A 14,918-nucleotide genomic window follows, 5' to 3' on the forward strand; every position below is an offset into this window, starting at 1 on the left:
GACCCTTGCCGCTCGGGTGATCGGACCTCTAGCGTCAGGGGTCATGTCGTTTCAGTCATCTGAACCACGCGACGCGCGATCGACCCGAGAACTCTCCCTACCCTCCCGAAGAGCCACGCTGAGGACCGCAGTTGGCGGTGCGGCCGGCATCGCCCTGGGGTCCGGCGCCCTTGGTTCCGGAGAGGCGGTGGCTGCGGATACGCCGGATACATCGGATGTGTCGGCGGCGGCGCCACCGCCGTCACCCGGGCTCTCGTCCCTCTGGTACACCGCCCCGGCCGGCGACTGGGAGCGTGAGGCGCTCCCCATCGGCAACGGCGCCCTCGGCGCCACGGTCTTCGGGACGCTCTCCTCCGAGCGGCTGCAGCTCAACGAGAAGACCCTCTGGACCGGCGGCCCCGGTTCGGTCCAGGGGTACGACCACGGCAACTGGCGCGAGGCCCGCCCCGGCGCGATCACCGCCGTGCAGGACCGCATCGACGCCGGGACCCGCCTCGACCCCGAGGCCGTGGCCGACGAACTCGGCCAGCCCAAGGCCGGGTACGGCGCCCACCAGACCTTCGGCGACCTCCACATCGACGTGCCGGACGCGCCGGCGACGCCACCGGACACCTACCGACGCGCGCTCGACATCGCCGACGCCGTGGCGACCGTCGTCTACACCCACCAACAGGTGGGTCACCGGCGGGAGTTCTTCGCCTCCTACCCGGACGGGGTGGTCGTGGGACGGCTGAGCGCGGACCGGCCGGGCAGCGTCGCCTTCACCCTCCGCCACACCTCGCCCCGCGACGACTGCACCGCCACCTCCGTCGCCACCGCGGCCGGCGGAAGGCTGACGGTACGCGGCGCCCTCGCCGACAACGGACTGCGCTTCGAGGCGCAGCTCCGCGTCCGCGTGAGCGGCAAGGGCGGCACCGTCACCGCGAACTCCGACGGCACCCTGACCGTGACGGACGCCGACAGCGCCTGGTTCGTACTGGCGGCTGGGACGGACTACGCCGACACCTACCCCGCCTACCGGGGCGAGGACCCGCACGCGGCCGTCACCCGGGCCGTCGACAGGGCGGGCGGCGAACGCTACGAGTCTCTGAGGGCCCGTCATGTGCAAGACCATCGAGCCCTGTTCGGCCGCGTGGCACTGGACGTACGTGCCGAGGTCCCCGACGTCCCGACGGACCAGCTGCTGGCGCACTACACCGGCGGCACCACGGCCGCGGACCGCGCCCTGGAAGCCCTCTACTTCCAGTACGGCCGCTACCTCCTGATCGCCTCCTCGCGCCCCGGCTCGCTGCCGGCCAACCTTCAAGGGCTCTGGAACAACAGCACGTCACCGCCCTGGTCGGCCGACTACCACGTCAACATCAACCTGCAGATGAACTACTGGCCCGCCGAGGCGGCGAACCTCGCCGAGACCACGGCACCCTACGACCGGTTCGTCGAGGCGCTGCGCGCACCCGGACGGCGTACGGCGAAGGAGATGTTCGGCTCGCGGGGCTGGGTCGTGCACAACGAGACCAACCCCTACGGCTTCACCGGCGTGCACGACTGGGCCACCGCCTTCTGGTTCCCCGAGGCGGCAGCCTGGCTGACACAACAGCTGTACGAGCACTACCGGTTCGGCGGGTCGGTGGAGTACCTGCGCTCGACCGCGTACCCGGTGATGAAGGAGGCGGCCGAGTTCTGGCTCGACAACCTGCGCACCGATCCGCGCGACGGCACGCTCGTCGTCACGCCCAGCTACTCGCCCGAGCACGGTGACTTCACCGCGGGCGCGGCCATGTCCCAGCAGATCGTGCACGACCTGCTGACCAACACCCTTGAGGCCGCCCGCACCCTGGGCGACAGCCCCGCGTTCCGCGCGGAACTGGAGAGGACCCTCGCCGACCTGGACCCGGGCCTGCGGATCGGCTCCTGGGGTCAGCTCCAGGAGTGGAAGGCGGATCTGGACGACCCGAAGGACGACCACCGGCATGTCTCCCACCTCTACGCGCTGCACCCCGGCCGCCGGATAGAGCCCGGCGGTGAATGGGCCGATGCCGCGAAAGTCTCGCTCACGGCACGCGGGGACGGCGGCACCGGCTGGTCCAAGGCCTGGAAAATCAACTTCTGGGCACGGCTGCGCGACGGCGACCACGCGCACAGGATGCTCGCCGAACAGCTCAAGTCCTCGACGCTGCCGAACCTCTGGGACACGCATCCGCCGTTCCAGATCGACGGCAACTTCGGGGCGACGTCCGGAGTCGTCGAGATGCTGCTGCAGAGCCAGTACGACATCATCGAGATCCTGCCCGCGCTGCCCGCCGCCTGGCGGGACGGCTCGGTCCGCGGGCTGCGCGCCCGCGGCGGCGCCACCGTCGACATCGCATGGGCCGACGGCCGCGCGACCCGCGTCACCCTGACCGCGTCCCGCACGCGGTCTCTCACCGTCCGCAGCGAACTGGTGCCGGCCGGCGAGACCACGTTCAGGGCGACCGCGGGCCGGACCTACGTCTGGGGTGCACGGCCCGGCGAGTGAAGGCCCGTGCCGACGGGATACCTAGCCCGGTGCGTCGAGGAAGTGGAAACCGGGTCGCGGGTGCATGAGGAAGTCGTGGTGGGAGATGTTCCACGCGTAGGCACCCGCAAGCCCGAACGCCACACGATCGCCCGCACGCAGTCCCGGCGCGGGGACGTTCCTGGCCAGGACGTCCTTCGGGGTGCACAACTGGCCGGTGAGCGTCACGAGTTCGCCTTCCGCGACCGGCCGGGCCCACGGATGCGGCCAGTCCTCCACCCTGAGCAGGGTGCAGGGCTGGTCGTGCCCCTTGGTCGCCGGAGTGCGCAGGTGATGCGTACCGCCGCGCACCACGGCGAACTCCTCGCCGTGGCTGGTCTTCACGTCCAGTACCTCGGTCGCGTACCAGCCGCAGTACGCCGTCAGGGCCCGCCCGGGTTCGATGCGCAACGTCAGATCGGGGTGCCGCGCCAGGAGCCGGGCGAGCCCGGTTCCGTACGCGGCCCAGTCGAAGCGCTCGTCGGGGGCCGCGTAGTCGACCGCCATGCCCCCGCCGACATTCACCTCCGCCAGGCGTACCCCGTGCCGCTCCGCCAGCCGCACGGACCAGTCCACGATCGACTCGGCCACCGCGAGCAGCTCAGGAACCCTCAGTCCGCTGACCAGGTGGGCGTGCACACCCTTGAGTTCGAGATGCGGATACGTGCCGTCGATGAGCAGGCCCATGACCGTGTCGGCCCGGGCCGGGTCCAGGCCGAAGGGGGAGGGGCGCCCGCCCATGGCGAGGGAACTCCCCGCCAACGAGCCTGCGGCGACCGGAAGATTGAAACGCGGCAGCACTCCCACCCGGCCGCCGGGGCGCACCTGCCGGGCCAGTTCGGCCAGCATGCGCAGCTCGTGCTCGCTCTCCACGTGGAAGCGCTCCACGCCCAGCTCCAGCGCGGTGACGATCTCGGCGGGAGTCTTGCCGGGACCGCCGAAGGCCAGGGGCCGGCCCGGCACCGCCCGGGCCACGTGGGTGAGTTCACCGCCCGACGCGACCTCGTACCCGTCCACGTACGCACTCAGCGCGGCCAGAATCTCCGGCTCCGGGTTGGCCTTCGCCGCGTAGTACAACTCGACGCGCTCGGGCAGACAGGCCCGCACGGCCGCCGCGTGAGCATGCAGCGCCGCCAAGTCGTAAACGTAAGCCGGAAGTTCACCGGAGGGGAGCGCGAGCACCCGGTCCCGCACGGCGTCGGTGGGATCAGTCATCGGGCGCTCCCGGGGGCGGCAGTGGCAGTGATCGGTTCGCCGAGGGGCGAGGGCAGCCGGATGTATCCGGCCTCCCGGTCGGCCTTGCGCTCCCAGCGGGTCAGCAGGTTCGTCTTGGCGGGCAGGGGCACTCCCGCGAGCAGCGCGGCCAGCGGCGGCGGGCAGCCGTAGCGGTCGGCATACGTCCGCAGGGCGCCCCGGACCTCGGCCCACAACGCGGCCTCGGCACGGGGATGCAGATCGGCGACGGCCGCGAGCAGCTCGGCGACGTGATTCACGAGCAGGCAGTAGACGACCCGGTCCCAGCCGCGCCGCGCGTCGTACGTCATCGGGCCCGCGACCTCGGGCGGCAGCGAGGCGAGGGTCTCGGCGTGCCGCTCGGGCACGAGCTTGGTGCCCTCCAGGTCGCGGAAGAGGACCTGGGCGGGCATGCCGTCGCCGTCGACACAGATCAGCACGTTCTGCAGATGGGGTTCCAGTACGAGGCCGTGGTCGAAGTAGGCGGCGAGCACGGGCGGCACGAGGAGCCGCAGGTAGGCCGCCCACCAGTCGAGTGCGGCCCGCGGCCCGGCCCCGGCGAGGAGCCGGGAGATGTGCGCGGCACCGGTGGGGTACTCGTCCGCCACGGCGCCCGCGAGCAGCGGGGTGGTGCCGGGCAGGAGCCGGTGGGCCAGGCCCTCGCGGACGATGACGCCGAAGCCTTCGAGCAGGTCGCGGTCCGGTGTTCCGTCGGGGCCCGCCAGGGCGAGGCTGCGGTAGGCGGGTTCGCGGAGCACCGCGCTGCCGGGGAAGCGTTCGGCCAGGTCGGCCAGGACCGGACCCAGCACCCGGGTGAGCGCGACGGCGCCGGACAGCTCGTAACTGGCGTTCTTGCGGAGGCAGTTGGTGATCCTGATGTTCAGGCTGAACTTCAGGAACGACTCACCGTCGTACAGGGTCCGGACGGAGGCGGTGGCGGCGAAGGGCCTGCCCGCCTGCCCGAGGTCGAGGACGTCCCCGCGTCCCAGAGCCGCGCGCAGCGCCGGGTGCTCACGCAGCATCTCGTACTGCCAGGGGTGCGCGGGCAGCAGCCGGTAGCCCTCGGGGAGGGACGCGGGCGCGCTCAGCCCGTCGAGTGCGTCCAGGGCGCCCGGCTCCGCGGACTCCTCCGCGATCAGGTGGGCGCGAACGGCGAGGTGGCGCAGCGAGAAGGCCGCGCCGGCCTCCGGCGCGTAGGCGTGCCAGGAGTCCGCGTCGCCGGTGCGGGCCTTGGGCGTGGGGTGGAAGCGGTGCCCGAACAGCAGCGACTGCTCGGAGGCCAGGTACGCGGCGACGGGCGTGTCCGCCGCTCCCGAACCGGTCCCGCGCCGCACGCGGTGAGCGCCGGCCCGTACGGCGAAGGACGCGGCGATGCTCCGGTGGCTGGAGTCGATCTGCTCCAGGAACTCCTCGTTGCGCACGCCGGACCGCAGGGACAGCTCGTCCTGCGTGTACTCCGCCAGCCGCCGCCAGCCGATCTCCCTCCAGCCGCCGTCCGCCGTCCGCTCACTGACCGGCCCGGTGAAGCGGTGCGCGCCGAGCATCGACGTGCGGCGCAACGCGACCCGCAGCAGCACACCGCGGCGGGGAAGCCGCAGCAGCAGTCGGCGGTCGGTGAGGGCGGTCTGCTCCTCGGGGGCCGACACCTCGCGCACCAGGCAGTTGAGGAGCGTGTGCGCCACGACCTCGTCCGTGGAGGGGAGTTGGGCCTGCGACACGGGGTCGGGAGCGGGGCTGGGGGTACGGCGGGCGGCGAGGGAGGTGCTACCGAGCGAGTCGGTCAGCGGGGGCATGTGCGGCTCCAGCAAGTGCGAAGAGAGCGAAGAACGGTCGCGCGTGGGAAGATCCGGGTGTCGGCCGGGGCGGGGGCCGGCAGCGCCGCGCCTCGGCGCTCATGGCGAAGTCCCGACGCTGCGCAGGTAGTTGGGCCCGCTGGTGTAGTGCTTGTTGATGTCCGCCGCGCCCGAGCGTTCCTTGCTGAGGAGCGTTCCTGCGGTGACCATCGCCTTGACCGGCAGACGCGGCGCGTCCAGCACCCGGGCCCGCAGCACGGCGCCTGCTTCGCCCGCTCCCGTACCGAGCCGCTCGATCGCCTCGGCGAGCCGGTCGCGCACGAGCCGCAGCAGCACCGCAAGGGGCGCCCGGCCGTGCGCCGCCAGCCCGAAGGCGTAGGCGCCCGCGCACAGGTGGACCGTGATGGTGGTGAACAGGTCGACGACGGGCCCGTCGCCCTCGGTGAAGGTCCTGACGTCGTCGAAGTCCGCGGGTCCCGGCGCCGCCGCCCCCAGCCGCTCGCTCAGCCGCGCGCCGTTGATGCGCGGCCCGTCGTTGTCCTTCAGCAGCAGCCGCAGTCGTGCGCGGCCGTCGTGCCGCCGGTCCAGCACCAGGGAGACGTTCTGCTGGTGCGACTCAAGCGCGATCCCGTACCCGAACAGGGTGGTCTGCCAGTCGAAGAGCAGGGTCAGACAGGCGTCCAGCAGTCCGAGGACGTCTCCGGCGTGGAAACGGTCGGCCAGATGGTCGACGACCAGTCGCCCGTCGGGCGCCTCGGCGAGGAGCGCGGCCATGGGTACGACGACGGAGTCCTGGAGCCCGTCGGGGTACCGCCGGAACAGCGCGGCGAGCAGTTCGTGCCCGGCATGCGCGTACACGGTCTCGTCGGCGTGCAGGATCGTGCTTCCGAAGCGCGGTTCGCGGTCGATGATCTGCTCGATCAGACGCTGACCCGCGGCCCCGTCGACGAGCGTGCCGGGCTTGACGGTCCGCCGGTTGCGCAGCCCCAAGGTGGCGGTGGCCAGGGGGAGTTTGATGTGCAGGAGCGGCTGGGCGGACAGGGCCACGGTACGCATCGACAGGGTCGGTACGACGTCGAGGTGGGCGCGCTCGGCGAGCACGGCCCGGTCCGCCAGCCCGGTGGCGCGCAGGGCCCCGTCCAGCGCGGGTCCGACGGTCAACGGGTGTACGGGCAGGGCCACATGCGTGCCGTCGAGTCCCGTCAGCCCGAGCCGCGCGGGGGTGGGCCAGTCCTCCGGAAGCGCCCCGGTGACCGCGTCCCGCGGCAGCGCGACCCACCGCAGGGCGAAGCGTGGCGCCAACTCCGGCGCGTACAAGCTCAGGTGCTGCTCGTCCAAGCCGGAGCGGCCTCGTGCGGTGGGGTAGACGGGATGGTCCAGATGGGCGGCGAGGGCGTCGTACGCCAGCCCTCCGGACATGCCCGACCAATGGGCCGGCTCCGGCCCATGGCGGTCCGTCAGTTTCCTGGTCACTTCATCGCGGACCGCCGTGTGCAGCCGCATGGTGGCCAGCGTCTGACGGCACTCCTCGGCGAACGCGTCGAATCCGTCCCGGTCGAGGGGGTGGGCGAGTCCGCGCAGGGCGGCGAGGATCGTGTCGCACGACGTGTAGGACACGGACTGCTCGGAGCCGCTGAACTCCCGTACGAGCAACGGCAGTCGGGCCGCGTACTCGCACTGGAACCCGTCCTCGGCGACCGGCAGCACAAACGCCTGCCCGTCGCCGGCGTCCCGTCGCAGCCAGGCGCCGTCCGGGCGGTGCACGAGCCTGCCCGACGAGCGCAGACCGACGACGTCCTCCCGCAGCAGGGCGCCGAGCACCCGGATCACCAGCGCGCCCTCGACATCGATCACGGCCGGATCTCCCACCGCTGACCGGCCAGGAACCCGGCCACCACCCTGTCCACGTCCTCCTGGACGGTTCCGGTGGCTCGCACCACACCGAGGAAGTCGCGGTTGGTGCGGTACACCTCGTGCCGCTCACCGATCTCGCGGAGCGGCCGGTAGGTCAACCGCACGCCGTCGACGTCGAGTTCGGTCGCGGCCGGAGCCGCCGTCAGCGTGCCCGCGCTCTGTGCGCACGGGTAGTCCAGCCGGGCCACGCCGTCACGCCGCCCGCCGAGAGAGGCGGGCAGGGGCTCACCCAGATGCGTACGCAGGATGTGCTCGAAGAGCGGGATCTCCAGCAGCTGAGCCAGCAGCAGATCGCACTGGTCGCCTATGGCCCGGTAGTTGACCTCGATGATCCTCGCCCGTCCCTCGTGCACCACGAACTCGGTGTGGCAGGCCCCGAAACCGACCCCGAGGGCGTCGAGTTGGGCGAGCACCTGAGCGACGACCGTCTCGGGATGGGCCGCCACGAAGGCCAGCCGCTCCTCTATGAAATACGGCGGCGGGGACAGGACGGTGTGGAAGCCGCCCAGGACATGACGGACGTGACCGTCACCGAGGGTCTCCAGGGTGTACAGCTCGCCGGGCAGATACTCCTCGACGACCAGGGCGGCCCCGGGGCGTCGGCCCCGGATCTCCGCGCAGCGGGCCACCAGTTCCCCGGGGCCCCCGACGCGTACGACGTCCTCGCTGGCCACGCCCTCACGCGGCTTGACCACACACGGGTACGGCACGTCGAGAGCGGCCACGTCCGTGTCCTCGGTGACCTCGGCCGACCACACCGTGTCCACGCCCGCGGACGCGAGACGGCGCCGCATCTCCGCCTTGTCCTTGGTGCGCAGGGCGACCCGCCAGTCCTTGCCCGGCAGACCGAAGTAGTCGGCGGCCAGCGCGGTCTGGGTCTGCAGATGATCGCTGTTGGAGAAGACCGCGTCGGGACGGCCCAGCGTCGAGATCCGGCTGACGACGGAACGGAAGTCGCGGACGTCGCACTCCACGATCTCGGTCTGCGGATACACGCGCCGATGGGCGTCCGGCTGGTCGGTGAGCACGCTCACGTCCAGGCCGAGCCGTGCGGCGGCGGGAAGAAACCCTTCGGTGACGGAGTCCGTGGGGTTGCGGGCAAGCAGGTACATACGCACGCGGGGAACAACTTCCGATGGAGGTGCTGTGACGTGCGCCTCCCTTGATCGTTGCTCGGGGGGTGTCGTCACGCACCGCTGTTAGCGATCTCTATACTAAGGTAAGGCTTACCTGTTTTTGCTGCTTTTCCCCCTGTACAGGAGTACCGATGACCGTGGCCCTGGAGACTGTGTCGACGGTTGCGCCCACGACCGTGTCCGGCCTGCTCCGCGACACGTATCGGCAACTGGTCCAGGTGTGCCCGGCGTTGACGGTTCGGGTGCCGGACCCGTCGTCGGACTTCACCCGAACGGGCGTGAGTGGCGCGGAGTTGACGAAGGATCAGGAGGCCCTTGAGGCGTTCCTGGCGGCTGAGGACTCCCGCATCCGGGAGCGCTACGACCACGTCCCGCGCCGCGATGTCGCCGCCTCCCGTGCCCTGCACGACTACGCGTGGTCGGTCGGCCTGCTCATGAGCGGCGTCTGGTACCTCACCGGCCGGGTGCCGCGGATCCGCCCCGAGGACGTGCGGATCGACCTGTCGTCCGGCACGTTCGAGATCACGCCCGGACCGGACCTGGCGTGTCTGCCGGGGGACTCGGCCGGCGCTCTCCCCGGGGTCCTGACGGTCCCGCACGAGGAGGCTCTGCGCGCGGAGTTGCGGGTCGCCGTCGCCGACCACATGGAGCCCCTGCTCTCCGCGATCGGTCCCTTTGTCCGGCGGGGCCCGCGCGCGCTGTGGGGTCTGGTCACCGACGACCTCGTCTCCGGCATCTGGTACCTCGGCCGCATGCTCGGCCGGGAACCGGACTCCGTACGGGCCGCCACCGCGCTGCTGCCCTCCGCCGTCGCACCCTTCCCCGGTGGCGCGGACTTCCGCCACCTCACCGGCCGCGACGGCCGGCAGCACCCGACCCGCACCCGGATGGGCTGCTGCCTCTACTACACGATCCGCCCCGCCGAGGCCTGCGCCACCTGCCCGCGCACCTGCGACGCCGAGCGGCTGCGCCGGATCGAGTCCTGAGACCCGGCGCAGCCCGCCCCCGGCTCACGCGGAGGGCGTCACCTGCACATCGGCGGCCCGTACGAACGCCACCCGGTGCCCGAACTGGATCTCGTAGTACAGGTCCGAACCCCGCACCACCCGGTGCGGTGCCGTGTCGAAGGTCGGCGCGTAGAAGTACTCGCCCGGCACCTTGTCACCGACCGCGTACTTCTGCCCCGCGAGCAGCTTGTACGGCAGCGGCGACACCGACTGGACGGGCACACCCTCCGGGTACGCCTCCTTCTCCGGGTACGCGCGCCCGTACACGGGGATGTCGGCCAGTCCGGCCTTCGGGGTGATGACGGCACCGGCCGCGTCCACCGCCGTGGGCTGCTTCGCCGGGTTCCTGAACCAGGCCTTCTGGCCGAGGTACCAGATCGCGGTCCAGTCGCCGTCGCGCCCGGCGACCGCGTACCGCTGCCCGGTGGACACCCGTGAGCCGAGGTCGTTCACGCCGGTCGTGGAGTCGCCGCCGCCGGGCCGCAGCCCGATGTCCTTGACGAGCGGGGCGTCCTCACGCGGCTCGGTGTAGAGGCGTACGGCACTGGACCCATGGGCCGCGCAGGGTTCGCTCGCCGTGACACAGCCGGTGAAGACCGGCTTGTTCGTCGCGAACTTCGGCGCGATGGTCACCAGACCGCCCTTCGGCCCGGCCGTGGCGTGCAGCGGCTTGCCGAGCAGCGCGAAGTAGTGCTGCCAGTCCCAGTACGGGCCCGGGTCGGTGTGCATCCCCGGGATGGTCGCGGTCGTCGTACCGGGCACGGTGTCGTGGCCGAGGATGTGCTGCCGGTCCAGCGGGATGCCGTACTTCTTCGCCAGGTACGTCACCAGACGTGCCGACGACCGGTACATCGCCTCCGTGTACCAGGTGTCGGGGGCGGTCAGGAAACCCTCGTGCTCCAGGCCGATCGACTTGGCGTTGATGTACCAGTTGCCCGCGTGCCAGGCCACGTCCTTGGCCTTCACGTGCTGGGCGATGTGCCCGTCGGTGGAGCGCAGGGTGTACTGCCACGACACATAGGTCGGGTCCTGCACCAGGTTGAGGACGCCGTCCCAGGCGCCCTCGGTGTCGTGGACGACGATGTACTTGATGCTCTGGGACTTCGGCCGGTCGCCCAGGTCGTGGTTGCCGTAGTCCCCGTCCCCGAACTCCTCGTACGGCGCCGGAATCCACTCGCAGGACACGGTCGACGGACACTCGGTGGTGCCCGCGGCCGGCGCCCGCAGCCCCGCCCCCTTCAACTGGGCGGTCGCCGGGCGCAACCGCGGCTGCGCGGCCAGCGTGATCCGCTGCCCCGTGTCCGTCGTGCGCTGCTCGCCGCGGCGGATCACGTCGAAGACGTCGTCGGCGTACGTCGCCGCCGTCGCCGTGTCGTCGGCACCCGAGTAGCGCGCCACCGCCGCGTACCAGTCGGCCGCGTCGGCACTGAGCGGCTCGCCCAGCTGTTTCTGGGCCGCCGCCAGCAGCGCGGCGCCGCCCGCCACGTTCGCGGCGGCGTCCGTCCGCAGCCGCTCCGCGGGAATGCCGCTCAGCTCGGCGGCCTTCGTCAGCGTCTTGAGACGCGCCGGAAGCTCGGCGTCCGTCGGCACCCGCGTCCGCGCACCCTCCGCGTCGGGCAGGCGGGCGCCGCGTGAGTCGTCGCCCCGCGCGTCCTCCGTACCGTCACCGTGATGCGATGCCACGGTCCGGGCGATCGCCGTGCGGGCGTCGGTCAGATGCATCGGGCCGTAGCCGCCCGTGACACTCGGAGCCCCCTCGTGCGCTTCCCACCGGGACTGCAGATAGGAGACGGCCAGGAGCACGCTCTGCGGCACGTCGTACGTGTCGGCGGCCCTGACGAAAGCATTCTGCAGACGCGCGGAGGGAAGAGAGGACGACTGCGCGGAGGGCGCGGACGTCCGGCTGCCGTCGCCGTCGTACGGGGCGGCGCCCAGCAGAGGCAGCAGCAGCGCGGCCGAGGCGACGGCACCCGCGGTCCGGCGGGCACGTCTGCGCCGGGCGGAAGTGCTGGGGTCGGTGGGGGATCCTCGCAAAGCAGGCCTCCTGGGACGTTCGGGCGTGACGGTGCGTACGGGGGCGGGTGTGCGTCAGTGGTACCGGCTGTCCGACGATCCGTCAATCATTCCCAGAGGCGGATGATTTCCCACGTCAGCGGTGGGGGTTCACCACTTCCGGTGCGGTGGTGACCCGGCCTGCGAGGCGTCAGTGGAGTGGACCTCTGATGCCGAGGCGGTGGCAGGGCTGCGAAAAAGCGGGCAGCGGAAAAGCCGAGGTAAAGGCCGCCGACATGAAGAAGGCCCGCGGCGCGCCCTGTCCCTGGGCGTACCGCGGGCCTTCGTCCCCGTCAGCGAGTACCGACCGCCGCGCGAACGGCCTTGCGGGCCATCTGGCAGTCGTCGTGCAGCCGCCTCAGCAGCAGCCGCTGTTCCTCACCGGACGGCGCGGCGCCCGGGTGGGCCGGTCCCGGTGCCGCCGGAGCCGTCTCCTGCATCGACCGCTGCACGGCCGTCTCGTACGTACGGATCTCCCTCGTCAGGACCAGCATCAGATTCACCAGGAACGCGTCACGCGCCGCGGGTCCCGCCGACTGGGCCAGCTGGCTGATCTGCCGGCGGGCGGCGGGCGCCTCCCCGAGGACCGCCCACAGCGTCGCCAGGTCGTACCCCGGCAGATACCAACCCGCGTGCTCCCAGTCCACCAGCACTGGACCGGCCGGTGACAGGAGCATGTTCGACAGGAGGGAATCGCCGTGACAGAACTGGCCCATGCCCTGGCGGCCGGCCGAGTGCGCGATGCCGTGCACCAGTTTCTGCAGGTCACCCATGTCCCGGTCGGTGAGCAGTCCCAGCTCGTGATACCGGGAGATCCGCGCCGCGTAGTCCAGCGGGGCGCCGAACGTCCCCGCCGGCGGCCGCCACGCGTTCAGCCGGCAGATCGCGCCGAGTGCCGCCCTGATGTCCGCACGGGGCGGGGCCTCCACCGGATGCCGGTTCAGCGCCGCCACCCGTCCCGGCATCCGCTCGATCACCAGGGTGCAGTTGTCCGGGTCCGCCGCGATCAGCCGGGGCACCCGCACCGGCGGCCGGTGCCGCACGAACGAGCGGTATGCCGCTATCTCGTGCCGGATCCGCTCGGTCCACACGGGGGAGTGGTCCAGTAAACACTTGGCTACGGCGGTGCTGCGCCCTGTCGTACCGACAAGGAGCACGGAGCGTCCGCTGCGGCGCAGCACCTGCACCGGAGCGAACTCCGGGCAGATCCGGTGCACCGACGCGATCGCCGTACGCAGCTGGGCGCCCTGGGGGCCGGACAAGTCGAGTCTCCCGCTGAGCGGTGGCGTCCCGAGCCCCGGGATGCGCCGCGACCGGCCGCCACCGAGTACGGGAGCCGCCGCGGGACGCGCGGGGTCGAGGTAGGGGCCGCCGCCGACCGGGCGGGCGTGCAGCGACCGGGGTGGGGCGGACACGGAGGACGATGCTGTGTACATGGGCGAAACAGATCCCTTCGTGTGCCGGCGAGTTGCCGCGCTACCCGCCCCGGTCGCGCCGGTACACCCTGGGGAATGTCCCTCGGTGACCGGGTCGGGGTGGCGCGTTCCTACCTGACACCCGGCGCCCACTGGCACACCATCTGGCGTGCCCTGGCGAACCCTGGCGAATAGTCGCTCAGCAACTGACAGACGGTTACTGTCAACTCAGCCGAGAACCTGGGGGCTTGACGTGAGCGGACAACCCAACACCCGACTGTCGGACCTGTTCGGCCTGGCCGGCTGGTCCAAGGGCGAACTCGCGAGGATGGTCAACCGGCAGGCGGCGGCCATGGGCCACCCCCAGCTGGCGACGGACACCTCACGGGTGCGGCGGTGGATCGACACGGGAGAGATCCCGCGCGATCCGGTGCCTCGGGTACTGGCAGCACTGTTCACCGAGCGTCTCGGCCGTGTCGTGACCATCGAGGACCTCGGTCTGGTCCGGCACGGGCGTACGGGAAAACGGCAGGGCGGCGGGAGTGCTGAACATCCCGACGGTGTGCCGTGGGCGCCCGAGCGGACTGCCGCGGTCCTCACCGAATTCACGGGAATGGACCTCATGCTCAACCGACGCGGCTTGGTGGGCGCGGGCGCCGCGCTCGCCGCAGGATCCGCAATCAGCAGTTCCATGCACGACTGGCTGCACACCGATCCGGCCCTGGTGGCCGACGCCCCCGACACCGACAATCCCCTGCACGCCGACCCCGCCGGGTTCGACCGTTACGAGGCCGCCCCCATCGGGTCGCAGGAGATCGAGGAACTGGAGCGCTCGGTCGAGGTGTTCCGGGCCTGGGACGCGGCCCGCGGTGGCGGCCTGCAGAGAAAGGCTGTCGTAGGACAGCTCAACGAAGTGGGAGGCATGCTCTCCTACCGGCACCCCGACCATCTGCAGCGGCGCCTGTGGGGCGTCGCCGCCAACCTCGCCGTGCTCGCGGGCTGGATGTCGCACGACGTCGGCCTGGAGCCCACGGCGCAGAAGTACTTCATCATCGCCGCGCACGCGGCCCGGGAAGGCGGTGACCGGCCCCGCGCGGGCGAGGCGCTCTCCCGGGCGGCCCGCCAGATGGTGCACCTGGGCCGGCCCGACGACGCGCTCGACCTCATGAATCTCGCCAAGTCGGGATCCGGCGACGAGGTCCTGCCGCGTACGCAGGCCATGCTCTACACCATCGAGGCCTGGGCGCAGGCGTCACTGGGCAAGGGCCAGGCCATGCGGCGCACCCTGGGCGAGGCGGAGGACCTCTTCGTCTCGGACAAGGGCGACGTGCCGCCGCCGAGCTGGATGCAGCTCTTCGACGAGGCGGACATGCACGGCATGCAGGCCCTCGCCTACCGGACGCTGGCGGAGCACGACCCGGCCGCGGCCGCCGTCGCGCAGCGCCACGCCAAGGAGGCCCTGGCGCTGCGGGAGAAGGGCCGGGACCGGTCGAAGATCTTCGACCATCTCTCGCTCGCCTCCGCCTGCTTCATCGCCGACGACCCCGAACAGGCCGACCGTTACGCACGCCTGGCCCTGTCGTCGATGGGTTCGAACTCGTCCCATCGCACCTGGGACCGGCTCCGGGAGATGTACCGGCTGACCGGGCAGTACTCCAGCTATCCGAAGATCCACGAGCTGCGTGAGGAGATCAAACTGTCGCTGCCCAAGGGCTCGTTGAAGCCGAGGGGCAACAACGGCGCTCGCGCATAGGGGATGTGAGCGCAGAACGCGCGTAGGGGGTTTGTGCGCAGACATAGACACGGACACCGGCACCGATACCAACACCGACGAC

Annotated in this window: 9 protein-coding genes; 3 read left to right on the forward strand and 6 right to left on the reverse strand. The window is 71.6% G+C overall.

All coding sequences use genetic code 11. From position 1 onward, the window contains the following. Positions 1-118 precede the first annotated feature (118 nt). On the forward strand, positions 119-2,515 hold the full coding sequence (locus tag ACFWGJ_RS01160) for a glycoside hydrolase N-terminal domain-containing protein (RefSeq protein ID WP_387320179.1): 2,397 nt from the start codon (positions 119-121) through the stop codon (positions 2,513-2,515). 21 nt (positions 2,516-2,536) lie between these two features. Here ACFWGJ_RS01160 and ACFWGJ_RS01165 read toward each other — a convergent pair whose 3' ends face one another. The 4 genes from ACFWGJ_RS01165 to ACFWGJ_RS01180 form a co-directional block, all read right to left on the reverse strand. After that, positions 2,537-3,748 (reverse strand): type III PLP-dependent enzyme, encoded by a 1,212-nt coding sequence (locus tag ACFWGJ_RS01165; protein WP_387320129.1) that lies wholly within the window; start codon positions 3,746-3,748, stop codon positions 2,537-2,539. Beyond that, positions 3,745-5,559 carry an IucA/IucC family protein gene (locus ACFWGJ_RS01170; protein WP_387320131.1) on the reverse strand — a complete coding sequence of 605 codons (1,815 nt, stop codon included), beginning with the start codon at positions 5,557-5,559 and terminating at the stop codon, positions 3,745-3,747. The genes ACFWGJ_RS01165 and ACFWGJ_RS01170 overlap by 4 nt, the downstream gene beginning before the upstream one ends. 99 nt (positions 5,560-5,658) lie before the next feature. Then, complete coding sequence (locus ACFWGJ_RS01175; RefSeq protein WP_387320133.1) at positions 5,659-7,413, reverse strand: IucA/IucC family protein; 1,755 nt, start codon at positions 7,411-7,413, stop codon at positions 5,659-5,661. Beyond that, complete coding sequence (locus tag ACFWGJ_RS01180) at positions 7,410-8,591, reverse strand: acetyl-CoA carboxylase biotin carboxylase subunit family protein (RefSeq protein ID WP_387320134.1); 1,182 nt, start codon at positions 8,589-8,591, stop codon at positions 7,410-7,412. The genes ACFWGJ_RS01175 and ACFWGJ_RS01180 overlap by 4 nt, the downstream gene beginning before the upstream one ends. Before the next feature lie 149 nt (positions 8,592-8,740). Here ACFWGJ_RS01180 and ACFWGJ_RS01185 point away from each other — a divergent pair, with 149 nt between their 5' ends. Beyond that, positions 8,741-9,595, forward strand: coding sequence for a (2Fe-2S)-binding protein (locus tag ACFWGJ_RS01185; RefSeq protein ID WP_387320135.1), 855 nt, complete (start codon positions 8,741-8,743; stop codon positions 9,593-9,595). Between the two features lie 24 nt (positions 9,596-9,619). Here ACFWGJ_RS01185 and ACFWGJ_RS01190 read toward each other — a convergent pair whose 3' ends face one another. Together ACFWGJ_RS01190 and ACFWGJ_RS01195 are read right to left on the reverse strand one after the other, a co-directional pair. Then, positions 9,620-11,650 carry an N-acetylmuramoyl-L-alanine amidase gene (locus ACFWGJ_RS01190; protein WP_387320136.1) on the reverse strand — a complete coding sequence of 677 codons (2,031 nt, stop codon included), beginning with the start codon at positions 11,648-11,650 and terminating at the stop codon, positions 9,620-9,622. Positions 11,651-11,961: 311 nt separating this feature from the next. Further along, positions 11,962-13,104, reverse strand: coding sequence for an aminoglycoside phosphotransferase family protein (locus ACFWGJ_RS01195; protein WP_387320137.1), 1,143 nt, complete (start codon positions 13,102-13,104; stop codon positions 11,962-11,964). A gap of 232 nt (positions 13,105-13,336) precedes the next feature. Between ACFWGJ_RS01195 and ACFWGJ_RS01200 the strand changes: the two genes are divergently transcribed. Continuing rightward, positions 13,337-14,836, forward strand: coding sequence for a hypothetical protein (locus ACFWGJ_RS01200; RefSeq protein ID WP_387320138.1), 1,500 nt, complete (start codon positions 13,337-13,339; stop codon positions 14,834-14,836). The last annotated feature ends 82 nt before the right edge of the window (positions 14,837-14,918 follow it).

The sequence above is a fragment of the Streptomyces sp. NPDC060205 genome (genome assembly GCF_042728395.1).
In the GTDB taxonomy this organism is placed as follows: domain Bacteria; phylum Actinomycetota; class Actinomycetes; order Streptomycetales; family Streptomycetaceae; genus Streptomyces.

Coding starts and splice junctions, on each gene's coding strand:
- ACFWGJ_RS01165 (WP_387320129.1), bottom strand. CDS start 3,748: ATGACTGATCCCACCGACGCCGTGCGGGACCGGGTGCTCGCGCTCCCC.
- ACFWGJ_RS01170 (WP_387320131.1), bottom strand. CDS start 5,559: ATGCCCCCGCTGACCGACTCGCTCGGTAGCACCTCCCTCGCCGCCCGC.
- ACFWGJ_RS01185 (WP_387320135.1), top strand. CDS start 8,741: ATGACCGTGGCCCTGGAGACTGTGTCGACGGTTGCGCCCACGACCGTG.
- ACFWGJ_RS01195 (WP_387320137.1), bottom strand. CDS start 13,104: ATGTACACAGCATCGTCCTCCGTGTCCGCCCCACCCCGGTCGCTGCAC.